Source organism: Adlercreutzia sp. ZJ176 (assembly GCF_011038975.1).
Lineage (GTDB): Bacteria > Actinomycetota > Coriobacteriia > Coriobacteriales > Eggerthellaceae > CAAEEV01.
The window spans coordinates 36,911-60,466 of record NZ_JAAKEC010000002.1 but is presented as its reverse complement, the minus strand read 5'-3'; the positions used below and the strand labels follow the sequence as shown (position 1 = coordinate 60,466).

Here is a 23,556-nt window from a genome sequence, read left to right as displayed (position 1 = left end):
AAAAACCCCGAGTAAGTCACAAGCAGAAGATTAAATTTTAGGCCGAGGTGGCTACGTCTAGTCTTAACCCAAGCGCTTTTACAACCTTCTGAACTGTGTCAAACGAAGGGTTCCCTGTAGGAGATAGTGCTTTGTAAAGACCATCGCGTGTTATGCCGGTCTCTTTGGCAAGCTGCGTCATGCCCTTAGCGCGGGCGATGTCGCCGAGCGCGGCTGCGACCACGGAGGTGTCGCCGTCTTCAAGTGCGGCTTTAAGATATGCAGCAACGTCTGCCTCTGTCTCAAGGTACTCAGACGCATCCCATTTCGTCGCCTTTTTCATCTTCGTTCCCATCATTCGTATTCTTGGTTCAGCTTCTTTGCTTTCGTGATGTCCTTCTGTTGCGAGGACTTGTCTCCACCCATAAGGAGCAAAACCAATTCATTTCCCCTTTGCGCGTAGTAGAGACGATAGCCCGGACCATAGTCGATGCGCATTTCGAAGACACCCTCGCCAACTGGCTTCGCATCCCCGAAGTTTCCCGTGAGCGATAGTCGTTGGATCCTCACAAGGATGCGAGCTCGTGCGGTAGCATCCTTGAGCCGCTTGAGCCATTTCGCGAATTCATCTGTCTGAACGATATCGATCATTGTTGGATTGTATATTATAGTCTACGTCTCGTCAATTATTTTTAGAAGACCCAATCGGAGCAACGGAGTCAATTTGACCCCGTTGAATGTATAGACCATCGGCTACCCAATTGCGTTTTGGTTTGCCATGAATGGATTGCTAGCGATTTTGCTTTGCTGTTCCCTGCTATCACGAGTACGGTGCTTTGCTATCGCAGTTTTCGAATTCCCTGTTCAAAGGGTATATCCTGACTCGATAAAACTCCTTTTCATATTCCCTGGGAATATTTTTCGGATTCTCTCGGGCTTGGAAAACTCACTGTCGGTGATTTCATTCCTGCTTTATTTTCCCTGATTAAATGGGCATTTTGATCTCGACGGCAATTATTCCTAATCCTTGCGGAGCGATTTGCACGCGATCACGTCTCTGATAGGCGTTACCTTCTTTATGGACAGACGTGCGAAAGCCGCTAAAGCAAAGCAGCTGGATAAGAAAAATGCGTATACAAGAGCAAAAAATGCGCTAATCACCAGATACCCTTTTGATTCAGACAGCGAAAACCTTTCTCGTATGGAGGAAATCCAGGAAAGAATACTTCAAATCGAGCGCGATCTGGAATCCTAATTCTGCGAGTGTTAAAACCACCGCGCCTTCAGCTTCCGGCCGACAGATGCCACAATCGTTGCAATCTGATGGAAGGAAGTGACGATGGCGCCACAGAAGAGAAGATAGATGCTCCGCGGGCGGGTGAGCGGTGCCTTTCGGCATACGTGGCAGACATGGAGGTTGCTTTGAGACATCCCCCTGGCACGTCGCGCCCACTCGACCAGGTGCGGCACCGCGACAAATATAACGCTCTTTCTCAGGGCGCCCCCTACTCCCCCAGGGCGGCGAGGCGGGTGCGGGCGGGCGTCACGAGGGCGAGCTTGTTGCCGTGCTCCACCACGAATTCGAGGCAGGCGCGCTCGCGGGCCGCGTCTCCCAGCCGATAGCAGGCCTGCGCCTCGTCCCACGCGCGCTCGACGCGCAGGCGCAGCGGGTGCTCGGCGTTCGCGCGCACCTGCTCGCACAGGTCGAGCAGCCCCTGCGGGTCCTCGGCGCAGCGCGCGCTCACGAGCTCGCGCTGCGAGGCCAGATACGCGCGGCGCTGCGCGGACGCGTCGTCGGCAAGCCCCTCGAGCAGCCCCTCCCCCTGCTCGATGAGTCCGAGCGCATCGACGGGCTCGTCGAGCTTGAGCGCGAGGGGCACCATGTTCACCACGACGGCCGCCCGGGCCTCGGGCTTCTTGAGGCTCGCCACGCCGCCGAGCTGCGTGGCCTTCACGGCCTGCGCGCGCTCCACCTGGCCCGCGTCAAGCAGGGCCTGCGCGTAGTACGACATGAACCACGAGGGCAGCTCGCCGCACTGCGGCTCGACGAGCGCGGCGACGGGCGCGCCTTGGTCGATCAGCGCGTCCGGGTCGCACTGCTCGTTGTAGAGCGCGAAGAGGCGCTCGGTCTCGACCTGCGCCTTCATGCCCATGACGCGCTGCATGGCGGCCATCGTGCCGAAGAACAGCACGAGCAGCGTGATGAGCCCCGGCAGGGACGCCGCCATGATCTGCCCGGTGAGCAGCGGCCAGATGGTCGAGGCGATGAGGGGAACGGCGGCTGCGGCGACGCAGCAGATGATGACGTAGCGCTTGAAGTAAGGCAGCATGCAGGCTCCTCGCAAAGGGAATCGTTTGCCCCAGTATAGCAAAAGACCCGGAACGGCAATCCGTCCCGGGTCCTATCCCGCGTCCCCGCTGAGCCAAGCGCCCCGCTAGGCGGCTGTCGCGTCGGCAGTGAGGGCGATGTGCTCGCTGGCAACCTGGTTGAGGGGAACGGGAAGCCTCCTGAAGTCGTCGCTGCCCAGCCAGTCGAGCGTGCCGTCGCGCATGAGCCCGTAGAGGGCCGCGGACTCGTCTTGCTCGCTGTTGAACGACACGAGCCCCACCAGAAGCGCAGGCATCTCCGCTTCGCCCTCGACGGAACCGTAGGAGGGAATCGGAGCCTCGTCAGCACGCGCGCCGAAGCGCAGGAGCATCTCGTCGACGGCGGCCTCGAACGGAAGGGCATGGTTGCAGGGGGCGTCGTCGATCAGATCGGCGATGTCGCCGTCCTCCAGATCGAGAAGGTCAACGAGCTCCCTCAAGGTCGCGCCCATGCCCCGCGCCATTGCGAGGAGCATGGTCACGGTATAGCGCACATCGTCGAACTCGAACCTCTTGATGACGGTCGAGCGGGTGAGGACGGGATAGGTGATCATGATCGCTCCTCAACATCGTATGATTCAACGAAGTGAAGGAAAGGAAGGGCTTCGTCGGCAAGCATCACCTGATGAGTGGGGTAGCTAAACCGCGCCTTCCGCCAGAACTCGTCGCGCCCGATGGATCCCGCGAGAAAGGACTCCACGAAGTTGTAGACCTTGTCGTTGGCCATAGGGCCCTCGACGTAGGCAAAGCCATGGGGCACGCCTCCCCTGCATGAGGCAACGAAGTCAAGCCACTCATCACTCATCTGCGGAAACAGCAGCGAGGGACAGTTCTTTACGGCACGGCTCTTCTCGAAGCGATAGACGGTGACGATAGGACGAGCCTTGGGATCGGTGCGTCGGAGGTTTCGGAACTTCCTCAGCGCCCAGCGCTCCGCCTGCTCCTGCAGAAGCGTGAGGTAGAAGCCTTCGCCAAAATCCTTCGCATAGGCTCCCGTTATGACGCGCGGCTCCCTCACCGTCAGATAGCTGCCGTGGAAGAGCAGCTTGACCTCTTCGACCACCGATCTCACCTCGCTCTGCAATCATCGCCTCTGCCCCAGTATAGCAAAAGACCCGGAACGGCAATCTGTCCCGGGTCCTATCTCGCATCCCCGCTGAGCCAAGCGCCCCGCCTATGCCTCGAAGATACCGTCAGGCGCTTCGACGCGCGCTAGTCCACCACGCCGTCGTTCGTGCGGATGAGCTTGCGCTTGATCTTGCCGCCGATGGTCTTGGGCAGCTCGTCAGTGAACTCGACGATGCGCGGGTACTTGTACGGCGCCGTCGTCTTCTTCACGTGGTTCTGCAGCTCACGCACCAGCTCGTCGGAGGGCTCGTACCCGCGCGCAAGCACGACGGTCGCCTTCACCACCTTGCCGCGGATGGGGTCGGGCGCGGCCGTCACCGCGCACTCCACCACGGCCGGGTGCTCCACGAGCGCACTCTCCACCTCGAAGGGCCCGATGCGGTAGCCCGAGCACTTGATGACGTCATCGTTGCGCCCCACGAAGAAGCAGTAGCCGTCGGAGTCGCGCCACGCCATGTCGTGCAGGTTGTAGTACTCCCCGCCCACGGCCTCGCGCGTGCGCTCCTCGTCGCGGTAGTAGCCCACGAACAGGCCCGGCGGGTAGGCCTCCTTCAGGCCCGTGACGCAGATGGCGCCCTCCTCGCCGTCCTCCACCTCGACGCCGTCGTCGTCGAGCAGCTTGATGTTGAGCAGGGGCGACGGCTTGCCCATGGAGCCGGGGCGCGGCTCAACCCAGGGGAAGGTGGCCAAGAGCACCGGGCCCTCGGTCTGGCCGAAGCCCTCGCGGATCTTCTTGCCCGTGAGGCGCTCCCACTGGATGGTGACCTCGGCGTTCAGCGGCTCGCCCGCCGTGGCGAAGTTCTGCACGCTCGACAGGTCGTAGGACGCCACGTCCTCCTGCAGCATGAAGCGGTACATGGTCGGCGGCGCGCAGAACGTGGTCAGCCGGTAGTCCTGGATCTTCTGCAGAAGCTTGGTGGGCACGAACTTCATCATGTCGTAGACGAACACCGTGGCGCCTGCGATCCACTGGCCGTAGATCTTGCCCCAGCCGAACTTGGCCCAGCCCGAGTCGGTCACGCTCATGTGCAGCTCGTTCTCGCGCACCTGCTGCCAGTACTTGGCCGTGATGATGTGCCCGAGCGGATGAGCGAAGTTGTGGCACACCGCCTTCGCGTTGCCCGTGGTGCCGCTCGTAAAGTAGATGAGCATGATGTCCTTGCTCGTGACGCCCGCTTCGCCGGTGGGGCGGGCGAAGGTGTCGGGCTCGTCGGCGATGAGCGCGTCGAAGCTCGTCCACCCCGCGCGGTCGCCCGCCACGACCACGCGGTTTGCGATGGTCGGCGCGTCAGACAGCGCGAGCTCGGTCTGGGTGCACACGTAGTCGTCGTTCACGCACACCATCATCTTCACGTTCGCGCTGTTCGCGCGGTACACGATGTCCTTCTTGGTGAGCTGCAGCGACGCCGGGATGATGGTCGCGCCCAGCTTGCACAGCGCCGTGGCCACCACCCAGTACTCCCAGCGGCGGCGCAGGATGCACATGACGACGTCGCCCTTGCCGATGCCCATCGTGCGGAAGGCGTTGGCCGTCTTGTTCGACAGGCGGGAGATGTCGGTGAAGGTGAAGGTACGCTCCTCCCCCGCGTCGTCGCACCACAGAAGCGCGCGCTTGCCAGGCTCGACGCGCGCCCACTCGTCCACCACGTCATAGCCGAAGTTGAACACCTCGGGCACGTTGATGCGGAAGTTGGCGTAGAAGTCCTCGTACGAGTCGAACTCGATGCGGGGGCAGTATTTCTTCAAGATGTAGTCCATGGGGTTCCTTGCTTCTCCGGTCCCTCCGCGTCGAAGCCCGCAGCAATGCTCAGTCGCTCAGACAGTCCTGCTCGCGCGAAATGCCCACAGGGCATTTCGGCTCGTGCGGAACTCGCTTGGTGAGCACAGCTGTGCGCTTCGGCGCTCCCTGTTCTCGTGCCGAAGCACGTTAATCCCTCCGCGCTGCGGACGTGCGGCAATGCTCAGTCGCTCAGACAGTCCTGCTCGCGCGAAATGCCCACAGGGCATTTCGGCTCGTGCGGAACTCGCTTGGTGAGCACAGCTGCACGCCCGCAGCGCTACTTTTCACGGCGCGGACGGACGGCTACTCGGCGATGATCGTGATGAACTTCGCGGTCTTGTCGCCGTGGCAGCGCTGGCCGTGCGGGTGCGTGGGGTTGAAGTAGATGCTGTCCCACTCGTTGAGCACGATCTCCTTGTCGTCGAAGGTCACCACGATGGAGCCCTCGATTACGAAGTTGAACTCCTGCCCCTGGTGGGAGACGAGCTTCGCCGGCTCGTCCGAGGGGTCGAGCACCACCACGAGCGGCTGCATGATCTTGTTGGAGTAGCGCCATGCCATGTCGTCGTAGTGGTAGCCCGGGTAGCGGTCGACTTCCTTGCCCTGCCCGCGGCGCACCACGTGGTAGGTGTCGAGCTTCGCCGCCGTCCCCGTGAGGATCTCGGTGAGGTCGACGCCGAACTCGTGCGCCATGTGGTAGATGGCCGAGATGGGGACGTCAGCCCCCGTCTCCTCCCAGCCCAGGTACTGCTCGACGCTCACGTCCAGCTCGCGCGCCATCTCCTCGGGCGTCATGTCGCACGCCTCGCGCAGACCCTGGATGCGCAGGCCGATCTCCTTCAGCTCGTCCATGCTCATGCCTCGATTCCCAGGCTGATCGCCTGCTTGTTCTTGTCGATGAGCGCTGCCTTGCGCGGCGGGACGCACTTCTCGATGGCCGCATCGACCGTGGCGCGCTCGCAGAACTGCGTCTCGGCCCAGAGCTTGCCGAGCAGCACGATGTTGCCGAGGCCCTTGAGCCCGGCCTCCTCGGCGAGCGAGGTGGCGGGGACGCCCACGACCTTCACGCCTTCGCGCTCCTTGAGCTCGGGCACCATGTCGGTGTCGGCGATGACCACGCCGCCTTCGCGCACCACGTCGATGAACTTGTCGAACGACGGCTGGTTCATGGCGACGAGCACGTCGGGCGTGGTCACGAGCGGGCTGCCGATGGGCTCGTCAGACAGCGTGACCGAGCAGTTCGCCGTGCCGCCGCGCATCTCAGGGCCGTAGGAGGGCAGCCACGACAGCTCGCGGTTCTCGATGAGGCCCGCGTACGCCATCACCTTGCCGGCGAAGAGCACGCCCTGCCCGCCGAACCCGGCGAGCACGATCTGAAGCTCGCGACTCATCGCGCACCTCCTTCCGTCATCGCCTCGGGATGTGCGATGGGACATGCGGCGCTGCGAGCCGCAGCGGCCTCGGCGGCGTTGGCGAAGCCGTCGGCCACCACGTCCTTGTAGACGCCGAGCGGGTAGTACGGCAGCATGTTCTCGCGCATCCACCCAAACGCGTCCTGCGGCGTCATGCCCCAGTTCGTGGGGCAGGTGGAGACCACCTCGACGAGCGAGTAGCCGCGGCCCTCGACCTGCGTCTGGAACGCCTTCTTGATCGCGCGCTTGGCCTTGCGCACGTTCTTCGGCGTGTCCACCGTCACGCGCTCGAGGTACGCCACGCCGTCGAGCGAGCTCAGAAGCTCGCACACGCGCACGGGGTAGCCCGCCGTGGCCACGTCGCGGCCGTACGGCGAGGTCTGCGTCACCTGGTTCGGCAGCGACGTGGGGGCCATCTGGCCGCCCGTCATGCCGTAGATGGCGTTGTTGATGAAGATGATGGTGATGTTCTCGCCGCGCGTGGCCGCGTGCACCGTCTCGGCCATGCCGATGGAGGCCAGGTCGCCGTCGCCCTGGTAGGCGAACACCACGTTGCCGGGATGGACGCGCTTCACGGCGGTGGCCACCGCCGGGGCGCGCCCGTGCGCGGCCTCGATCATGTCGCAGCCGTAGAAGTCGTACGCCATGACCGAGCAGCCCACCGGCGCGATGCCGACCGTGCGCCCCTCGACGTCAAGCTCGTCGAGGGTCTCGGCCACCAGGCGCTGCACGATGCCGTGCGCGCAGCCCGGGCAGTAGTTCGTCACCACGGGAAGCAGCGCGTGCGGGCGCTCGAAGACGACCTTCGCTTCCTTCTTTTCCTCGGTCATGCTCACTCACCGACCTTCTCGCTCAGCGCGCAGATGCGCTCCAGTACCTCGTCAGGCGTGGGGATCACGCCGCCCGTGCGGCCGTAGAAGTCAACCGGCGCCCGCCCGTTGACGGCCAGGCGCACGTCGTCGACCATCTGGCCCATGTTCATCTCGACGCTCAAGTAGACCTTGGCGGTGGGGATCGTCGCCTCGAGGGCGACCACGGGGAACGGCCACAGCGTCACGGGGCGCAAAAGCCCCGCCTTCACGCCGCGCTCGCGGGCGGCGTTCACGGCGCTGCGCGCCACGCGGCTCGCCGCGCCGAAGGCGACGACCACCACGTCGGCGTCCTCGGTCAGGTAGGTCTCCGCGCGCTGCTCCTCGCGCTCGATCACCGCGTAGCGCTCGTAGCGCTCGACGTTGAGCTTCTCGAGCTCGTCGGCGGTGAGGTACAGCGAGTTGATCACGTTGTGCGGGCGTTGGTGCGCGTGCCCGGTGGTCGCCCAGGGCTTCTCGGGCAGCGTCGCCGGGTCGACGGGCTCGGGCAGCACCACGGGCTCCATCATCTGGCCGAGCATGCCGTCGCCGAGGATCATCACGGGCGTGCGGTACTTGTCGGCCACGTCGAAGGCGCCGTAGGCCAGGTCGGCCATCTCCTGCACGGTCGAGGGCGCGTACACCGGGATGTGGAAGTCGCCGTGGCCGAGCGCGCGGGTGGCCTGCCAGTAGTCAGACTGCGAGGGCTGGATGCCGCCGAGGCCCGGGCCGCCGCGCTGGATGTTGATGATGACGCCCGGCAGGTCGGCGCCTGCCATGTAGGACACGCCCTCGCCCTTGAGCGAGACGCCCGGGCTCGAGGACGACGTCATCACGCGCGCGCCGGCAGCCGCGGCGCCGTAGACCATGTTGATGGCCGCCACTTCGCTCTCAGCCTGCAGGTAGGTGCCCCCCACCTTCGGCATGCGCTTGGACATGTACGCCGCGAGCTCGGTCTGCGGCGTGATGGGATAGCCGAAGAAGAAGCGGCATCCCGCGCGCATGGCGCTTTCCGCGAGGGCCTCGTTGCCCTTCATGAGAACTTTCTCTGCCACCTCAACCTACCTTTCCACCGTGATGGCCACGTCGGGGCACATGAGCGCGCACGACGTGCAGCCCGTGCACGCCGCCTCGTCCGTGCAGCGGGCCGGATGATAGCCCTTCGGCGTGATGCGCGCCGGGTCAAGCTCGATGATGTGGACCGGGCAGGCGTCAACGCACAGGCCGCAGCCCTTGCAGAAGCCCTCGTCCACGATGATTCGTGCCATGATCTACCTCTCTTCTTGCTAAAGCGCAGGGGTCGAACGTCCGAAACGCCGACCCCTGCGAGGTTAACCTATGCTGCGCCCCTCATTCCCAGGGCGTCTTCACACGCAGCTCAACAGGATACAGGTTGAAGGCGCCCCGCAACGATGACAGTTCGCCTGATTCTGGCTGAGTGAGCGTTTTTGGCGCCGTAACGCACAGAAGCGGGAGCCCGGCGGCGTCGGCGACCGCTTGGGCGAACGCCGCGCCGCGCCTCACCACCTCGCCGGTGGTGTCAGACTTGAGGTGCGCGTTGCTCACGACGCCGGTGGCGCGCAGGTGCGCGGCCCGCTCGATCTCGGCGAGCACCTCGAGGGCCTCTGCGGGCTCCTGCGTCAGGTTGCGGAAGCGGTTCACCACGTAGATCAGCGCGTAGGGGCCGGCCGCCACGTGGCGCGCGAAGCGGCCGAGCGCCATGGCGCCCGCGTCGTCGCCGCCCGCGTCGATGATTACGATGCTCTTGCCCTCCGCAACATTCGCGGCGGCGTAGGCGCGCTCGACGGCGGGGACGACGGCGCCCGTGAGGGACGGCACGTCGAGGCTCGACCCCGCCTCGGCGAACACGGGCGCCACCACGGCGACGCCCGCCTCCTCGAGCACGCCGCGGTACTCGGTCGAGCGGAAGTACGGGTTCACTACGTCGAGGTCGACGAGCGTGACGTCATGCCCCGCCCGCGCGGCGTCGATCGCCAGGTTGATCGCGAGGTTCGTCTTGCCCACGCCGTAGTGGCCCGCCACCACGTTCACCGGGGCGAGCGCGAAGGGCACGCCGTCGGCGCAAGCCGCACACGTCTCGCCCGCGGGGCGGGGCGCGTCGTCGGCGGCGGGGCGGGCGCCCATGCTACACCAGCCCCTCGGGGGTCGCCTTGCCCGCCGCCTCGTCCGCCTCGCGGATGGCCACGCGGCGGATCTTCCCGTTGACGGTGCGCGGCAGCTCGTCCACGTACTCCACGATGCGCGGGTACTTGTACGGCGCCGTCTTGTTCTTCACCCACTTCTGCAGCTCGCGCGTGAGGGCCTCGGACGGCGTGAACCCCTCGGCGAGGACCACGGTGGCCTTCACGGCCTTGCCGCGCACCTCGTCGGGCACGCCCGTGACGGCGCACTCGCGCACGGCGTCGTGCTCGAGCATGACGCTCTCGATCTCGAAGGGGCCGATGCGGTAGCCGCTCGACTTGATCACGTCGTCGTTGCGGCCCACGTACCAGTAGTAGCCGTCCTCGTCGGCCCACGCGGTGTCGCCGGTGTGGTACCAGTCGTCGTGCATCGCCGCGGCGGTCTTGGCCGGGTCGCGGTAGTACTCCATCATGATGCCCGCCGGGTGCGGGTCGATGTTGATGCAGATCTCGCCCGTCTCGCCCACGCTGCACTCCGTGCCGTCCTCGCGCAGAATGGCCACGCGGTACAGCGGCACGGGCTTGCCCATCGAGCCGGCGCGCGGCGTGGAGTTCGTGAGGTTCGCGATGGTGAGCGGCGTCTCGGTCTGGCCGAAGCCCTCGAAGATGGTGAGCCCCGTGTGCTCCTTCCAGAAGTCGAACAGATCGGGGTTCAGCGCCTCGCCCGCCGTGGTGGAGTACTCGAGCGTGCTCAGGTCGAACGCGTCGATGTCCTCCTGCATCATGAGGCGGTACATGGTCGGCGGGCAGCACAGCGTGGTGATGTGGTACTTGCTCACGAGCGAGAGGATCTCGGCGGGATGGAAGCGGTCGAAGTCGTACGTGAACACGCATGCCTCCATGAGCCACTGGCCGTAGTACTTGCCCCACACGGCCTTGCCCCAGCCCGTGTCGGCGATGGTGAAGTGGATGCCGTCCGGGCGCACGTTGTGCCAGTGCTTCGCCGTGATGAGGTGCCCGATCGCGTATCCGCTGTCATGCAGCACCATCTTGGGGTTACCCGACGTGCCGCTCGAGAAGTACATGAGCATGGGGTCGGCCGCGCGCGTCTCGCGGCGGGCGAAGTCGGCCGAGGCCGCGCGCACGCCGGTGTTGAAGTCGAGCCAGCCCGCGCGCTCGACCGGCGCGGCGCAGATGCCCTCCTCGCCCGACAGGGCGCTTCCCAAAAGCTCGCCTTCCGCCGCCACGAGGTTGCCCGCCTCGTCGCGCGGCGTGAGGCCCGCGCCCGGCGAGTTCACCAGGACGCGCGTCACGAGGCTTGGGCACTCGTCGGCCACGGCGTCCACCACGTCCGCGATGCCGCCGGCGTTCGTGCAGATGACGGCCTTGATGTCGGCGCCGTTCACGCGGTAGGTGAGGTCGTGCTCCTTGAGCATGAACGTGGCGGGCACCATGACGGCGCCGAGCTTGGCGAGCGCGGTGGCCACGAACCAGAACTGGTAGTGGCGGCGCAGGATGACCATCACGTAGTCGCCCCGCCCGATGCCGAGGCTCGCCAGGTAGTTCGCCGTCTTGTCCGACCACGTCTTCATGTCGGCGAAGGTGAAGACGTGCTCCTCGCCCTCGGGGTTGCACCACACCATGGCGCGGCGGTCGGGGTCGGCCACGGCGATGTCGTCGACCACGTCGTAGCCGAAGTTGAAGTCCTCGGGGTAGTGCACGTCGAAGGAGGTGAGCGGGCCCTTCTCGTCGTAGGACTCGCTCACGTAGCGCAGGTTGATGTTTCTCATAATGGTATTCCTCAGCGATCAGAGCGCAGCGCACGTGCGTCGCTGCGCGAAGCGAACAAGACGGCATTTGTTAGGCGCTGGCGCGTCGGCGCAGCGCCTAGATAATCTTGTCCTCGTGAGGCTTGAGAACGATGGCCAAAAACACGCACGGCTCGCCGCCCGTGGCGATCATGCCGTGGCCGCGGCCGGAGTCGTACATGAGCACGTCGCCCGCCTCGAGCTCCTCGACGTGGTCCTCGTAGGCGAAGCGCATCTTGCCCGAGACGATGAAGTCGATCTCCTGGCCCTCGTGGCGCGACAGGTGGATGGGAACGCCCTGCTCCTCCTCGAGGTAGGGCGCCGTGACCAGGAAGGGCTCGGCGAGCTTGTGGCGGAAGTGCGGCGCCTTGTGCAGGTACTCGAAGCCGGCGCGGCGCTTGATGGACAGCCCGTCATGCGCGCGCGTGAGCGAGTAGCCCGTCAGGTGCGGGTTCTCGCCGGTGAGGATCTCGATCACGTCGACGCCGAACTTCTCGGCGCACTTGTAGAGGAAGGTGAAGGACAGGTCGTGCTCGCCCGACTCCTGCGCGGCGTACTCGGCCACCGAGCGCCCCGTGGCGTCGGCCATCTCCTTCATCGACAGGTCCATGTCCTCGCGCAGCGCTCGAATGCGATTCGCCACCTCTTTGATGTTCGGTTCCACGATCTCTCCTCCTTCACATCTCGTCGCGGGTCAATTGAGAGTGCATTATAGCGCTTTGCGGCGCATGATGGCGCAGAAGTGTCCGTCAGTTCCGCCAGGCGCCACGCGGGTGGCGAAGGCGGCCTGCCCGCGCACGGGCACCAGCTCGAAGCCCGCCCCGCGCGCGCCCTTGAGGAAGCTGGCCACCACGTGCGCGTTCTCCTCGGGGAGCACCGTGCAGGTGGCGTATGCGAGCAGGCCGCCGGGCGCCACGTGCGCCGCGGCGCTCTCGAGCAGCCTCAGGCCGAGCCTCGCGTGGTCGGTGACCACCTCGGGGCGCAGCCGCCAGCGGATCTCGGGGTGCCGGCGCAGCGTGCCGAGCCCCGAGCAGGGGGCGTCAATGAACACCACGTCGAAGGCGCGGTCGCCAACCGCCGCGTCGAGGCGCGCGGCGTCGCCCGTGAGGGCCTCCTCGAGGTGCACGCCGTAGTCGGCCGCGCGGTCGACGAGCAGGTCGGTCTTGAAGCCGTGGTTGTCGATCGTCACGTAGTCGTCGATCTGCGCGCCGTAGCGGCGACGCGCGTTGCCCTGGATAAGGACGGTCTTGGTGCCGCGCCCAGCGCCCACCTCCAGAAACGACGCGGGCCTGGCCTCAGGCAGCACGAGGTTCGCCACCGCCTGGGACGCCGCGTCGCTTATGAGCAAGTGCCCGTTGGCGATGTGGCGCTTCACGCGGGCGTCGAGCAGGGCGCGCCCGTCGGCGAGACGGTAGCAGCCCGCGACGCGCGCGCCGCCGACCTCCACGGGCTTAGGCGCGGCGTGCGCGGCCTCAAGGTCGGCCACGACCTCGGCCTCCACCTCGGGCGTCGCCTTCGCGGCGCACACGGCCGCGTACAGCGGCGCCGGCTCGTTCGACGCCTTGATGAGCGCGTGCGCGTCCTGCGCGCCGAGATCGGCCATGAGGCGCGCGGCGAGCCAGGCGGGGAAGCCGTGCAGGCGCGCGTAGGCCGCCGCGTCGGTGGCGGGGTTCCCGAAGGGGAAGCTCGCCTTGGAGGCGACCACCTTGCGCAGCACGGCGTTGGCCACGCCGCCCGCGCGCGGGGCGATGCCGCGCACGAGCTCGACGCCCTGGTCGACGGCGGCATGCGGGCTCTTGTCAAGGAAGAGGATCTCGTAGGCGCTGATCTGGAGCGCGTCGCGCACGTCGGGCGTGACGTCGTGCGGGGTGCGCATGCAGCGGTCGAGCACCTCGTCGAGCACGCCTCTCGTGCTCACCACGCCGAGCACGAGGCGCGTGGCGAACGCGCGGTCCTCGGGGCTCAGGCGCGCCACGTCGACCGTCCTCTCCATGACCTCCTGCGCGAAGGCGTCGCGCTCGCGCAGGATGCGCACGGCCTCAAGCGCCGAGGTGCGCGCGGGCGAAGCGCCCTTCGCCCCGCCGCGCCCGCGGCGCGCGCCGCCACCCTGCCCGCGGCCGCCGCGGCCCGCCTGCGTGAAGCTCCTCTTGTTGGCCCGCTCACCCATCGTGTCTCCCCCACTTCGCATCGCCGGCGCGCAAGCTCGGCACGCCCGCGGCGAACGCCTTCGCGTCCATGTCCTTCTTCCCGTCCGGCTTGAGGGCGCGCACTTCGAGCGCGCCGGCGGCGCAGCCCAGGAAGAGGCGCTTGCCCGCGAAGAGCGCCTCGCCCGCACCGAGCCCGCGCGCCGCCTCGGGCAGCTCCCCGTCTGGCGCGAGCCGCGCCGACGTCACGGTGACGCCGCGCCCGGCGATGGCGCAGCGCGCCGGATGCGCAGCGCTCGAGGCCTGCACGCGCCGCGCGTTCGCGTCGGCCGCCGCCTCGGGGTCCAAGTCGAGCTCGCCCTTGGCGATCTTCTCCGCATAGGTGACGAGCGCCTCGTCCTGGCGGGTCCAGCGCACGGCGCCCTCCTCCACGTGCGCGAGTGCCGTGATGAGCGCGCGGGCGCCGAGGTTCGCCAGCTCGTCGGTGAGCGCCTCGGCGCCGAGGTCCCCCACGGACATGCGGCGACTCACGCAGAAGTCGCCCGTGTCGAGGCCCTCCTCCATGCGCATGATGCACACGCCCGCCTCCGCGTCGCCCGCCAGGATGGCGCGCTCGATGGGGGCGGCGCCGCGCCAGCGCGGCAGCAGCGAGCCGTGCACGTTCAGGCAGCCGAAGCGCGGGATGTCGAGCACCTCGCGCGGCAGGATGGCGCCGTAGGCCGCCACGCAGACGACGTCGGGCTCAAGCGCGGCGAGGGCGGCGTGCTCCTCGGCGCTGCGCAGCGAGCGCGGCGTGAACACGGGCAGCCCGAGCGCGCAGGCGACCTCCTTCACCGGCGAGGGGACGAGCTTCTTGCCGCGGCCGCGCACGGCGTCGGGGCGCGTGTAGACGCCCACCACGTCATGCGCCGCCGCGAGCTCCTCGAGCACGGTGGCGGCGAAGGACGGCGTGCCCATGAAGACGATGCGCAACCTACTTCACCTCGATCGACGTGTCGCCAGGGCGGGCGCCCTGGGCGCGCGCCTCCTCGTAGGCGCGCAACGCCTCGATGCGGGTCATAGGATCGCAGCTCTCGAAGAGCGTGCGGCCGTTCAGGTGGTCGATCTCGTGCTGCAGGCAGCGGCCGAGCAAACCGTCGCCCTCGACCTCCCACAGCTCGCCGTCGAGGTCGTAGTAGCGCACGCGCGCCCAGGGCTGGCGCGCGACGGGCACGGAGATGCCCGGGCAGGACAGGCAGCCCTCGCCCGCCGTCTCCGGCTCGCCTCGAAGCTCGACGATCTCGGGGTTCACGAGCACGAGCGGCTCCTGCGAGGACTTGACGTCCGGGTCGTAGTCCACGTCGATCACGACGAGGCGCTTCGTGACGCCCACCTGCGGCGCGGCAATGCCGCAGCCGGAGTTCTTGTACATGGCGTGCGCCATCTGCTTCGCGAGGCGCTCGAGCGACTTGTCGCCCGGCGTGCAGGGATCGCACACCGTGGCGAGGACGGGGTCAGGTGACACGACTATCTTCAACATGATGCTTCCTTAGCTTTAGCTGCGGTTATGTCCGCGAAAAAACGCTTTGCCTATTGTCCGCGAGCTCACGCGCGCTGTCCAGCGTCGGCGTGAAAACTCTACGAACGCACGCTAGTCGTGGTGGGGCTTGTGGGCAGCCCGTCGCGCGGCGAGGTCCTTCTGCATGGCGACGAGGCTGTTGAACACGAAGTCGACCTCCTCGGGCGCCATGCCGCGCGCGTCGGCGAGCTGCGACTTCAGGGAGGCCACGGCCTCCTCGGCGTCGCCGATGCCGAGCTCCTCGGACAGGTACGCACACGCCGCGGCAGGCTCGACCCCCTCGCGCACGCGCGCGCTCGTGAGGATGCCCGCCGCGGCGGGGTGCGCCTGGGAGGCCGCGGCGATGACGCCCGCGGGCTCGGCCGCGGGGTTCTCCGCGAGCACGCCGAGCACGGCGGACGCGAGCGCGGCGTGCACCTCGCTGTGCCACTGGGTGCTCGCGAGCGCGTCGGCGTGCTCGAGCGCGAGCAGCGGGTGCTGGGCGAGCAGGCTCAGGAACTCGCGCTCGAAGCGCAGGCGGTTGCGCTCGCTCGGCGGCAGGCTGCTGAAGCGCTGCGCCGGCATGGGAGCCTCATCGCGCGCGCCGTCGCCCGCGCCCGCGAAGCGCGCCTGGTCCTGCGCGCCGCCCTCGCGCGCCTCGGCGTGCGCGTCGAGGCGCGGCGGCGCCAGCTGCGCGAGCTGGTCGAGCACGTCCTGCTCGCGCGCCCGCACGCGCCCGGCGATCTGCACGGCGTAGTCCTTCGCCAGGAGCGAGTCCTTGATGGGCGCGAGCACCGAGAGCGCGTCGGCGAGCGCGCGCGTGCGCCCCTCGGCCGTGCCCAGGTCATGTGCGGAAAGCCGCCGCTCGATGCCGTAGGCCAGAAGCGGCTGCGCGTCGGCGATGAGCGCGTGCAGCGCGTCGGCCCCGCGCGCGGCCACGAACTCGGCCGGGTCGAGGTTGTCGGGCAGCGTCACGGCGCAGAGCTCGATCTTGCTCTTGCCCGCCTCGGGCGTCATGGACGCGTCGATGAACTGCAGCGCGCGGTCGGCGGCGCGCTGGCCGGCGGCGTCGCCGTCGAACAGGTACACGATGCGCCGCTGCGCGTGCCGCGCGAGGATGCGGATGTGCCGCAGCGTGAGCGCCGTGCCGAGCGTGGCCACCACGTTTTGCATGCCGCCCTCGTGCAGCGCGATCACGTCGGTGTAGCCCTCCACCACCACGGCCGTGCCCGTCGAGGCCATCGCCGCCTTCGCCTTGTCGAGCCCGTAGAGCACGCTCGACTTGTGGAAAACGGGCGTCTCCTGCGAGTTGAGGTACTTCGGCTCCCCCGAGCCGATCACGCGGCCGCCGAACGCGATGCAGTCGCCCTGCGCGTCGAAGATGGGGAACATCACGCGGTTGTAGAAGCGGTCGCGCAGCCGCCCGTCGCGCCCGCGCGCGGCCACGTTCGCCTCGATCATCTCCTCGGCCGAGAACTTCTGCGCCGTGAGGTGCCGCACGAGCACGCCGCTGCCCGGCGCGTACCCGAGGTTCCAGCGGCGGGGCACCTCGCCGCCGAGGCCGCGGCCGGCCAGGTAGGCGCGCGCGGACGCGGCGCCCTGCGCGGGCGAGCGCATGAGCTGGGTGTGGTAGAACTCCGCCGTCTTCGCGCAGATGTCCTTCAGGCGCGCCTTCTTGCTCGACGAGGCGCCGCGCCCGCCCGTCTCCTTAATGTCGATGTGGGCGCGCTCGGCCAGCTTGCGCACGGCCTCGGGGAAGGTGAGGTCCTCGGTCTTCATGACGAAGCCGAACACGTCGCCGCCCTCGCCGCAGCCGAAGCAGTGCCACAGCTGCAGCGCCGGGTCGATCTTGAACGAGGGCGTCTTCTCGTTGTGGAGCGGGCAGCAGCACCAGAAGTCGCGCCCGCGCTGCTTCACGGGCGAGCGCTCGCCGATCACCGCCACGAGGTCGTTCGCCTCGCGCACGCGCGCGATGTCCTCATCGCTGATGAAGCCCTCCGCCATGTGCCGCTGTCCCTTCCCGGCCCTTCGCCGTCTCTCCCGCTACTTCTCGTTCTCGATCTTCCTGCGACGGCGCTCCATAGCCGCGCGCAGGCCCATCTCCTCGCCGCCTGACTGGACGCGCTCCGCAGGCGGGGTCCAGGCGGGGTCGGCGAGCTTGTCATAGGCGCGCGCAGCCACCGACTTCGACGTGACCTGGATGGAGTTCACGTGCCCGTCCTCGAACTCGCGCGCGTACGTGCGCACGAGCGGCATCGCCGCCACGGCCGCGGCCGCGCCGAGCGCACCGGCCGCCATGGTGAGCGCATTGATGCCCGCCGTGTCCATCCCGAAGGCGGGCGCGAACGCGAACAGGCCCAGAAGCGTGGCGGCGATGCCCGCCGCCATGTAGCCCACCAGCGCGTAGGCGAGCGAGCGCATGAGCCCCGCGTCGCCTTGCGTGACGCCGCAGGCGATGCCCATCACCGCGATCGCGTCGAGGCTCACCGGGATGACGCTCGCGAGGTCGAGCACCCCGAGCGCGCACAAGACGCCGATGAGCACCGTGGCCGCCGCCGCGAGGAGCGCCACGCGCTCGAACTTCGCGCCGAAGGGCAGCTCCTCGAAGGTGTCGAGGCGCTTGGTGCGCACGAGGCGCCCGTGCGGCGCCCGCAGGCCGCCGCGACGGCTCGCGCGCCCGAGCCCCGCCATCTCGCCATTTTTTTGGAACGCGAAGCCCGCGGCGGCGAGCGCCCCCGCGATGACCACGATGAGGGTGAATCCCGACATGCCCCGCCTTTCTGCCACATGCCCGCGCGCGCCGCGCGTCAGGCCATCCCGCGCGCTTTGCGCCACGCCGCCACGTCGGGCGCATCCCGCGCGCCCTGCGCCGCCACGTCACGCCGTCCCGCATCTCGCCGCACGACACGTCCTGCGCGCCGCCGCGCATACCTTGAGGTTTTGCTTGCTCACAGTGTAAAACACCGCTGCGTTGAGGATACAATAAAGCGCAAACACCCCACGTGAGAAGAGGCGCTTATGACCCACCACGCCGCACGGAGCATTCCCTACCTGACGCTCGACCCCGCCGTCGAGGCGGCCATCCGCGCCGACCGCGCCGCCGGGCGCGCGCACCCCGCGCGCTTCGCCGACGAGGACGTCGTGCGCCGCGAGGACAACCCGCATGACGCGGCCACGCTTGCGCGCGGCGCCTTCACGCGCGACATCGAGAAGATCCTCAACGTGCCGGCCTACAACCGCTACGCGGGCAAGACGCAGGTCTTCTCGTTCGTGGAGAACGATGACATCTGCCGCCGCGGGCTGCACGTGCAGCTGGTGAGCCGCATCGCGCGCGGCATCGGCGCGCTTCTGGGGCTGAACTGCGACCTCATCGAGGCCATCGCGCTCGGGCACGACGTGGGGCACACGCCCTTCGGGCACGCCGGCGAGCGCTTTTTGTCGAAGAGCCTCCACGCGCGCACGGGCCGCTACTTCAACCACAACGTGCACTCGGTGCGCGTGCTCGACGCCCTGTACCGCCGCAACGTCTCGCTCCAGACGCTCGACGGCGTGCTCTGTCACAACGGCGAGTTCTGCTGCCAGGTGCTGCGGCGCGGGGACGCCGCGAGCTTCGCGCAGCTCGACGCGCTCGTTGCGGCCTGCAACGCCGACGAGCAGGTGATCGGCAGCTTGCGCCCCTCGACGCTCGAGGGGTGCGTCGTGCGCGTGAGCGACATGATCGCCTACGTGGGGAAGGACCGCCAGGACGCGCTCGAGATGGGCGCGCTCCCCTCCCTCGACGCCTTCGAGAGCGACTACATCGGCGTGGACAACGCGCACATCATCAACAACCTCACGGTGGACATCGTGAACGAGAGCTACGGGCGCGACGAGATCCGCATGAGCGAGGCGGCCTTCGCCGACCTCAAGCGCGCCAAGCGGCAGAACTACGAACTCATCTACCTCAAGGAGGGCATGGTCGGCGACACCGAGAACGTCGTGGAGGAGATGTTCGAGGAGATGTACGCACGCCTGCTCGACGACCTCGCGCGCGGCGACGAGAGCTCGCCGGTGGTCACGCACCACGTGGCCTCCCTCACGCGCACCTCCCGCACCGTGCGCGCCGAGGACTACCTCGCGGGCGACCCCCACCAGATCGTGGTCGACTACCTGGCCTCCATGACCGACGCCTACTTCATGGCCCTCTACCGCCACCTCTTCCCCCGAAGCGACCGCCGCATCGTAGCCCGCACCTACTGCGCAAACCTCCAGGACGCCTGACCATGGCCCGCACCCGCTGTTCGAATCTCCAGGACGCTTGACCATGGCCCGAGTCTTTTGCCTAAATCTCAAGGACGTCTGACCATGGCCCGAGTCCACTGCGCGAGCCTCAAGGACGTCTGACCATGGCCCGCACCTGCTGCATAAATCTCAAGGACGTCTGACCATGGCGGAGGGCTACTACGTCTACGTCATGAGCAACGTGCAGCGCACTGTGCTCTACGTGGGCGTGACGAGCGACCTCGCCCGCCGCGTGGCCCAGCACAAGCAGCACCTCGCGCCGGGCTTCACCGACCGGTACAACGCGACCGACCTCATCTACTTCGAGCAGACCTGCGACGTCGAGGAGGCGATCAGACGCGAGAAGCAGCTCAAAGGCTGGACGAGGGCGAAGAAGCTGAAGCTCATCCAAAAGACCAACCCCCACCTCGAAGACCTCAGCACCACCTAAGGGGGAAGCCCATGCGGCATCTCCAAGAGGGATACCCCCTTGTGTCATCCTGAGCGAGCGCCTGGAAGGCGCGAAGTCGAGAAGGCCGATGGCCCGAACGACGCGTCCCACCCGCCGTGTCATCCTGAGCGAGCCTTGGAAGGCGTGAAGTCGAGAAGGCCGGTGGCCCGAACGACGCGTCCCACCCGCTGTGTCATCCTGAGCGAGCGAAGCGAGTCGAAGGATCTGGCCCCAAGCATGGCATGTTCGCATGCGCAACCCGCCTGCGACCAGATCCTTCGACTCCGCGCCCTGCGGGCGCTCCGCTCAGGATGACACGGAGTGGGCACATAGCGCGGGGCTCAGCCCGGGCTGACACGGGGTAGACACATGCGCAGGCGCTCAGCCCGGGATGACACGAGATGGACACGTGACGCGGGCGCTCGGCCCGGGATGACACGGAGTGGACACGCGATGCGGGCGCTCCGCTCGGGATGACACGGAGTGAGCACATGACGCAGGCGCTCGGCCCGAGATGACACGAAAGGCGAGCGCAAGCGCGCGTGTCCGCGTCACGATGCGCGGGAGCGCCCAGGACTCATGGCATTGAAAGCAAGCGCGTCAGCGCTGAGCGCTTTTTCGACGCGCGCATAATGCACGCCATGCCGCCCGCCCTTAGGCGCCGTCGAAGCCGGCGTCCTTTAGCAGGGCCTCTCCGTCGGCGGCAGCGGTGGCGAGCTCGTCGCAGCGCTCGTTCTCGGGATGCCCCGCATGCCCCTTCACCCACACGAACGTCACGCGGTGGGGCCGCTTCGCCTCGAGCAGGCGCTTCCACAGATCAACGTTCTTCACGGGCTGCTTGCTTGCGTTCTTCCAGCCGCGCTTGAGCCAGCCGTCGACCCAGTGCTGGTTGAACGCGTTCACCACGTACTGCGAGTCGGAGTAGACGGTCACGTCGCAGGGCCGCTTGAGCGCCTCGAGCGCCGCGATCACGCCGAGGAGCTCCATGCGGTTGTTGGTGGTGCGCGCGTACCCCTGCGACAGCTCGCGCTCGTGGAGCTTCCCTGCACTGTCGCGGAACTGGAGCACGGCGCCATAACCGCCCGGACCTGGGTTGCCGCGCGACGAGCCGTCGGTGAATATCGTCACGGATTGCGTCATGGCGCTCCCCTTCGCTTCCCTACTTCGCGCCGCGGACGGCGGCCTCGGTGCGCTCGCCGAGGTCGATGAGCTCCTGGCGGCTGTGGACGCCGCATTTCGCGTAGATGCGGCGCATGTGCGTGTCGACGGTGTTCTTCGTGATGAAGAGCTCGGCGGCCATCCGCTCGCTCGTGCGCCCGCGCAAGGCGAGGGGCAGGATCTCCGTCTCGCGCTTCGAGAGGCCCGCCTCGGCGGCTATGCGCGCGCAGGCCGCGTCGAACACGTCGACGTCGGCCACCACGATGGAGAGCGCCCGCAGGTCGCGCTCGGTGAACAGGAACAAAAAGCCGTAGAGCACGGCGATCCCCGCGAGCGCGAGGCCGGTCGCCTCCATGCCCGCGAAGCCGAGGCCCTCGAGCGCGTTTCCCGCCACGAGGCCCACCACCTCGCCCGCGAACAACGCCGTGAAGCCGCGCGCGAACGCGCCCGCCGCGTCGCGCCCGCCGAGGCGCCCCATCACCAGGAAGAGCGACGCCAGCACGGCGAGCACGGCGAGGAAGCCCGCGAGCACCACGGCCTCGCCCAGGTCGTTCAGCTCGTCGAGCGCGAGCGTGAGCAGAAGGCCCGCCGCCATGAGCAGCACGGCGAGGCGGTACGCGCCGTCAAGCGGCCCGCCTTCCTTCGCCTTCGCATCGTCCTCGCGCGGCGGCAGGATGGCGCGCACGCCCGCGAGCGGATGGTCGCCAAAGAGCTGGAGCGCAGCCAGGCAGTAGACCACGAGCAGAAGCAGCATGAGCGCGGGCGCGGCAAGCCCAGGCTCCCCCGCGCCGAAGCGGAACGCCTCCACGAGGCCCGCCGCGAAGCCGTAGATGGAAGTGCCCGCGATGATGCGGACGCCGAGCGCGCTCGCCTCCTCGCTCTCAGGCGCAGGAGCCGCCGGGTCAGCGTCGGGCGCCTTGGAATCGGCCTCCTCGCCCCTGCGGCGCGCGAGCATGCGGTAGAGAAGCGCGCTTGCAAGCGGCAGCAACGCGAGCAGCGCGTTTGCGTTGCGCACGGGCACGGCGTCGAAGGCGAACCCCACCGCCGCGCCGAGCGCCGCGCCGATGAACACCATGGGAACCGAGCGCTCGATGGGCTCGGTGCCGAGGAGGCGCCCCCACGCGCACAGGAGCACGCCCGCAGGCAGCCCCACGCACACGCCCCCGAGGACGAGCCGGCAGAGGGGGTCGACCGCGACGCGCAGCATGAGCGCGCCGACGGCCGCCGCGACGGACAGAGGGATGAGCGTGCGCGCCGAGAGCAGCGACGCGCGCCGCGTGGGACCGGCCGCGCGCACGCACGAGAACGCGAGCAGCATGAACAGAAGCACGCTTGCGAGATCGGCGCGCAGAAACCCGAAGGCCGCGCGCGACTGCGCGCCGAACGAGTCGAGGAACAGCGCCGCGAACACGAACCCGAGGCAGCTCGCGAAGCCGCCGATGGAAAGCCGCACGCGCTGCGCGCGCGTCAAGGCCGCGTCCGCCATCGTCTCCCCTCCTTCGCTCGCCCGTGGTTTCAAGTCACAGCCTGTCATTGTAACCGAACCGCACGCAAAAGGAGCCGTGCCCCTCCCCCTGTCACCGAAGGAACGCGTCTCCATGTCACTGAGGAAAAATGCCTCCGTGTCATCCTGAGCGAGCGAAGCGAGTGAAGGATCTGGCCCCGGGCACGGCGCGCCCGCATGCGCAACCTGCTCGCGGCCAGATCCTTCGACTCCGCGCAGGATGACATAGGGGGTTCTCTCTCCCGAGATGACCCAAGACGTGTGGACTCAAACGTGCGTGCCCGCGTCATAATGCGCGGGCACGTCCTCGTCTCATGGCGTTAAGAGCAAGCGCGTCAGCGCTTAGCACTTTTGTCGCGGGCGCTACTCCTCGGGAGCGGCGACCTTCTTCTTCACCACGCGCCTCACCTTCGGCTTGGCCTCCTCGATCGGCGAGTCCTCGACCACCTCGACCGCCTCGAGCTTCTCCACCTTCTCGACGACGGCCTCTTCGACGACCTCGCCCTCTTCCTTCTTCGGCTCGTCGCCGTCTTCCATGCCCTTGCGCAGGCCCTTGATGCCCTTGCCGACGGCGTTGCCGAGCTTCGGGAGGTTCTTGGGCCCGAAGATGAGCAGAACGACGACCAAGATGATGACGAGCTCGGGAACGCCCAGACCGAGGATCTTCATACCAGCAAACTCCTTCTCTTCTGCGCACCGTCACGCGGCGCGCCCTTTCGTTGACGTGCGGCCAGTATGCCCCGTACCCGCCTTCGCGCGCTATCACGCAAACAGGCGATTTTTCCGCCCACAAGCGGGAAAACCGCGTCACCCGTTTGCGTGACAAGCCGTGTTCCCGCAGCTAGAATGCTTAATCACCGTCAGACAGCCCGCAGAGGCACATCATTGCCGCCCAGGGGCCCGCCATGCTCACGCAGGTCCTCGCAGCCACCCGCAACAATACATCTCACCGAGACAATGCTCGCCAAGCCTGCCCAAGCCCGCACAGGCCCCCCGCAAGCACCCCACGTGCGCCGCCCCCCGCACCCCATGCACACCG

25 protein-coding genes are annotated in these 23,556 nt (G+C 67.6%); 3 read left to right on the top strand and 22 right to left on the bottom strand.

The annotated features are described in order from the left end of the window. Positions 1-37 precede the first annotated feature (37 nt). A complete protein-coding gene (locus G7Y50_RS01195; RefSeq protein ID WP_241156569.1) occupies positions 38-334 on the bottom strand; it encodes an addiction module antidote protein in 297 nt (98 codons plus the stop codon). Then, entirely contained in the window at positions 334-630 is a 297-nt protein-coding gene (locus tag G7Y50_RS01190; protein WP_165055987.1) for a type II toxin-antitoxin system RelE/ParE family toxin, read from the bottom strand. The genes G7Y50_RS01195 and G7Y50_RS01190 overlap by 1 nt, the downstream gene beginning before the upstream one ends. A 427-nt stretch (positions 631-1,057) precedes the next feature. Between G7Y50_RS01190 and G7Y50_RS01185 the strand changes: the two genes are divergently transcribed. Continuing rightward, entirely contained in the window at positions 1,058-1,234 is a 177-nt protein-coding gene (locus tag G7Y50_RS01185) for a hypothetical protein (RefSeq protein ID WP_165055989.1), read from the top strand. Between the two features lie 250 nt (positions 1,235-1,484). Here G7Y50_RS01185 and G7Y50_RS01180 read toward each other — a convergent pair whose 3' ends face one another. The 17 genes from G7Y50_RS01180 to G7Y50_RS01090 all read right to left on the bottom strand — a co-directional run bounded on the left by G7Y50_RS01180 (position 1,485) and on the right by G7Y50_RS01090 (position 17,913). Continuing rightward, positions 1,485-2,309: a hypothetical protein gene (locus tag G7Y50_RS01180; protein WP_165055992.1), complete on the bottom strand. Its 825-nt coding sequence runs from the start codon at positions 2,307-2,309 to the stop codon at positions 1,485-1,487. Between the two features lie 105 nt (positions 2,310-2,414). Beyond that, positions 2,415-2,900 carry a hypothetical protein gene (locus G7Y50_RS01175; RefSeq protein WP_165055994.1) on the bottom strand — a complete coding sequence of 162 codons (486 nt, stop codon included), beginning with the start codon at positions 2,898-2,900 and terminating at the stop codon, positions 2,415-2,417. Further along, positions 2,897-3,409, bottom strand: a complete 513-nt coding sequence (locus G7Y50_RS01170; RefSeq protein WP_165055996.1) for a DUF3990 domain-containing protein — start codon at positions 3,407-3,409, stop codon at positions 2,897-2,899. Before G7Y50_RS01170 ends, G7Y50_RS01175 begins: the two co-directional genes overlap by 4 nt. Before the next feature lie 149 nt (positions 3,410-3,558). Further along, positions 3,559-5,232 (bottom strand): AMP-binding protein, encoded by a 1,674-nt coding sequence (locus G7Y50_RS01165; protein ID WP_165055998.1) that lies wholly within the window; start codon positions 5,230-5,232, stop codon positions 3,559-3,561. A 325-nt stretch (positions 5,233-5,557) separates the two neighbouring features. Beyond that, complete coding sequence (locus G7Y50_RS01150) at positions 5,558-6,106, bottom strand: helix-turn-helix domain-containing protein (RefSeq protein ID WP_165056001.1); 549 nt, start codon at positions 6,104-6,106, stop codon at positions 5,558-5,560. A gap of 2 nt (positions 6,107-6,108) precedes the next feature. Further along, a complete protein-coding gene (locus G7Y50_RS01145; protein WP_165056003.1) occupies positions 6,109-6,645 on the bottom strand; it encodes a 2-oxoacid:acceptor oxidoreductase family protein in 537 nt (178 codons plus the stop codon). Then, positions 6,642-7,496, bottom strand: a complete 855-nt coding sequence (locus G7Y50_RS01140; protein ID WP_165056005.1) for a thiamine pyrophosphate-dependent enzyme — start codon at positions 7,494-7,496, stop codon at positions 6,642-6,644. Before G7Y50_RS01140 ends, G7Y50_RS01145 begins: the two co-directional genes overlap by 4 nt. A 2-nt stretch (positions 7,497-7,498) precedes the next feature. After that, positions 7,499-8,569, bottom strand: a complete 1,071-nt coding sequence (locus G7Y50_RS01135; RefSeq protein ID WP_165056008.1) for a 3-methyl-2-oxobutanoate dehydrogenase subunit VorB — start codon at positions 8,567-8,569, stop codon at positions 7,499-7,501. 6 nt (positions 8,570-8,575) lie between these two features. After that, a complete protein-coding gene (locus G7Y50_RS01130; RefSeq protein ID WP_165056012.1) occupies positions 8,576-8,782 on the bottom strand; it encodes a 4Fe-4S binding protein in 207 nt (68 codons plus the stop codon). 82 nt (positions 8,783-8,864) lie between these two features. Beyond that, positions 8,865-9,659, bottom strand: coding sequence for a ParA family protein (locus tag G7Y50_RS01125; RefSeq protein ID WP_165056017.1), 795 nt, complete (start codon positions 9,657-9,659; stop codon positions 8,865-8,867). Position 9,660: 1 nt separating this feature from the next. Next, positions 9,661-11,445 (bottom strand): AMP-binding protein, encoded by a 1,785-nt coding sequence (locus G7Y50_RS01120; RefSeq protein ID WP_165056021.1) that lies wholly within the window; start codon positions 11,443-11,445, stop codon positions 9,661-9,663. A gap of 97 nt (positions 11,446-11,542) precedes the next feature. Next, the gene (locus G7Y50_RS01115; protein ID WP_165056026.1) at positions 11,543-12,127 is read right to left on the bottom strand and encodes a helix-turn-helix domain-containing protein; all 585 of its coding nucleotides are present in this window, start codon (positions 12,125-12,127) and stop codon (positions 11,543-11,545) included. 45 nt (positions 12,128-12,172) lie between these two features. Then, a complete protein-coding gene (locus tag G7Y50_RS01110; RefSeq protein WP_165056907.1) occupies positions 12,173-13,630 on the bottom strand; it encodes an RsmB/NOP family class I SAM-dependent RNA methyltransferase in 1,458 nt (485 codons plus the stop codon). Then, positions 13,623-14,579: a methionyl-tRNA formyltransferase gene (gene fmt, locus G7Y50_RS01105; protein WP_165056825.1), complete on the bottom strand. Its 957-nt coding sequence runs from the start codon at positions 14,577-14,579 to the stop codon at positions 13,623-13,625. Before fmt ends, G7Y50_RS01110 begins: the two co-directional genes overlap by 8 nt. A gap of 1 nt (position 14,580) precedes the next feature. Next, a complete protein-coding gene (gene def, locus G7Y50_RS01100; RefSeq protein ID WP_165056826.1) occupies positions 14,581-15,126 on the bottom strand; it encodes a peptide deformylase in 546 nt (181 codons plus the stop codon). Between the two features lie 111 nt (positions 15,127-15,237). After that, positions 15,238-17,148 (bottom strand): DNA primase, encoded by a 1,911-nt coding sequence (gene dnaG, locus G7Y50_RS01095; RefSeq protein ID WP_165056905.1) that lies wholly within the window; start codon positions 17,146-17,148, stop codon positions 15,238-15,240. Positions 17,149-17,187: 39 nt separating this feature from the next. Further along, entirely contained in the window at positions 17,188-17,913 is a 726-nt protein-coding gene (locus tag G7Y50_RS01090; RefSeq protein WP_165056212.1) for a hypothetical protein, read from the bottom strand. A gap of 249 nt (positions 17,914-18,162) precedes the next feature. Here G7Y50_RS01090 and G7Y50_RS01085 point away from each other — a divergent pair, with 249 nt between their 5' ends. Beyond that, positions 18,163-19,404, top strand: coding sequence for a deoxyguanosinetriphosphate triphosphohydrolase family protein (locus G7Y50_RS01085; RefSeq protein WP_165056210.1), 1,242 nt, complete (start codon positions 18,163-18,165; stop codon positions 19,402-19,404). A gap of 166 nt (positions 19,405-19,570) precedes the next feature. After that, complete coding sequence (locus tag G7Y50_RS01080) at positions 19,571-19,855, top strand: GIY-YIG nuclease family protein (protein ID WP_165056208.1); 285 nt, start codon at positions 19,571-19,573, stop codon at positions 19,853-19,855. Between the two features lie 654 nt (positions 19,856-20,509). On the opposite strand, the gene rnhA is transcribed toward G7Y50_RS01080, so the two are convergent. The 3 genes from rnhA to tatA all read right to left on the bottom strand — a co-directional run bounded on the left by rnhA (position 20,510) and on the right by tatA (position 23,186). Continuing rightward, positions 20,510-20,995: a ribonuclease HI gene (gene rnhA / locus G7Y50_RS01075; RefSeq protein WP_165056206.1), complete on the bottom strand. Its 486-nt coding sequence runs from the start codon at positions 20,993-20,995 to the stop codon at positions 20,510-20,512. Positions 20,996-21,014: 19 nt separating this feature from the next. Continuing rightward, positions 21,015-22,499, bottom strand: coding sequence for a helix-turn-helix transcriptional regulator (locus tag G7Y50_RS01070; protein ID WP_165056204.1), 1,485 nt, complete (start codon positions 22,497-22,499; stop codon positions 21,015-21,017). A 381-nt stretch (positions 22,500-22,880) separates the two neighbouring features. Beyond that, on the bottom strand, positions 22,881-23,186 hold the full coding sequence (tatA, locus tag G7Y50_RS01065) for a twin-arginine translocase TatA/TatE family subunit (protein ID WP_165056203.1): 306 nt from the start codon (positions 23,184-23,186) through the stop codon (positions 22,881-22,883). Between the last annotated feature and the right edge of the window lie 370 nt (positions 23,187-23,556).

Coding starts and splice junctions, on each gene's coding strand:
- G7Y50_RS01195 (WP_241156569.1), bottom strand. CDS start 334: ATGGGAACGAAGATGAAAAAGGCGACGAAATGGGATGCGTCTGAGTAC.
- G7Y50_RS01190 (WP_165055987.1), bottom strand. CDS start 630: ATGATCGATATCGTTCAGACAGATGAATTCGCGAAATGGCTCAAGCGG.
- G7Y50_RS01185 (WP_165055989.1), top strand. CDS start 1,058: ATGGACAGACGTGCGAAAGCCGCTAAAGCAAAGCAGCTGGATAAGAAA.
- G7Y50_RS01180 (WP_165055992.1), bottom strand. CDS start 2,309: ATGCTGCCTTACTTCAAGCGCTACGTCATCATCTGCTGCGTCGCCGCA.
- G7Y50_RS01175 (WP_165055994.1), bottom strand. CDS start 2,900: ATGATCACCTATCCCGTCCTCACCCGCTCGACCGTCATCAAGAGGTTC.
- G7Y50_RS01165 (WP_165055998.1), bottom strand. CDS start 5,232: ATGGACTACATCTTGAAGAAATACTGCCCCCGCATCGAGTTCGACTCG.
- G7Y50_RS01150 (WP_165056001.1), bottom strand. CDS start 6,106: ATGGACGAGCTGAAGGAGATCGGCCTGCGCATCCAGGGTCTGCGCGAG.
- G7Y50_RS01145 (WP_165056003.1), bottom strand. CDS start 6,645: ATGAGTCGCGAGCTTCAGATCGTGCTCGCCGGGTTCGGCGGGCAGGGC.
- G7Y50_RS01140 (WP_165056005.1), bottom strand. CDS start 7,496: ATGACCGAGGAAAAGAAGGAAGCGAAGGTCGTCTTCGAGCGCCCGCAC.
- G7Y50_RS01130 (WP_165056012.1), bottom strand. CDS start 8,782: ATGGCACGAATCATCGTGGACGAGGGCTTCTGCAAGGGCTGCGGCCTG.
- G7Y50_RS01125 (WP_165056017.1), bottom strand. CDS start 9,659: ATGGGCGCCCGCCCCGCCGCCGACGACGCGCCCCGCCCCGCGGGCGAG.
- G7Y50_RS01120 (WP_165056021.1), bottom strand. CDS start 11,445: ATGAGAAACATCAACCTGCGCTACGTGAGCGAGTCCTACGACGAGAAG.
- G7Y50_RS01110 (WP_165056907.1), bottom strand. CDS start 13,630: ATGGGTGAGCGGGCCAACAAGAGGAGCTTCACGCAGGCGGGCCGCGGC.
- def (WP_165056826.1), bottom strand. CDS start 15,126: ATGTTGAAGATAGTCGTGTCACCTGACCCCGTCCTCGCCACGGTGTGC.
- dnaG (WP_165056905.1), bottom strand. CDS start 17,148: ATGGCGGAGGGCTTCATCAGCGATGAGGACATCGCGCGCGTGCGCGAG.
- G7Y50_RS01090 (WP_165056212.1), bottom strand. CDS start 17,913: ATGTCGGGATTCACCCTCATCGTGGTCATCGCGGGGGCGCTCGCCGCC.
- G7Y50_RS01085 (WP_165056210.1), top strand. CDS start 18,163: ATGACCCACCACGCCGCACGGAGCATTCCCTACCTGACGCTCGACCCC.
- G7Y50_RS01080 (WP_165056208.1), top strand. CDS start 19,571: ATGGCGGAGGGCTACTACGTCTACGTCATGAGCAACGTGCAGCGCACT.
- rnhA (WP_165056206.1), bottom strand. CDS start 20,995: ATGACGCAATCCGTGACGATATTCACCGACGGCTCGTCGCGCGGCAAC.
- G7Y50_RS01070 (WP_165056204.1), bottom strand. CDS start 22,499: ATGGCGGACGCGGCCTTGACGCGCGCGCAGCGCGTGCGGCTTTCCATC.
- tatA (WP_165056203.1), bottom strand. CDS start 23,186: ATGAAGATCCTCGGTCTGGGCGTTCCCGAGCTCGTCATCATCTTGGTC.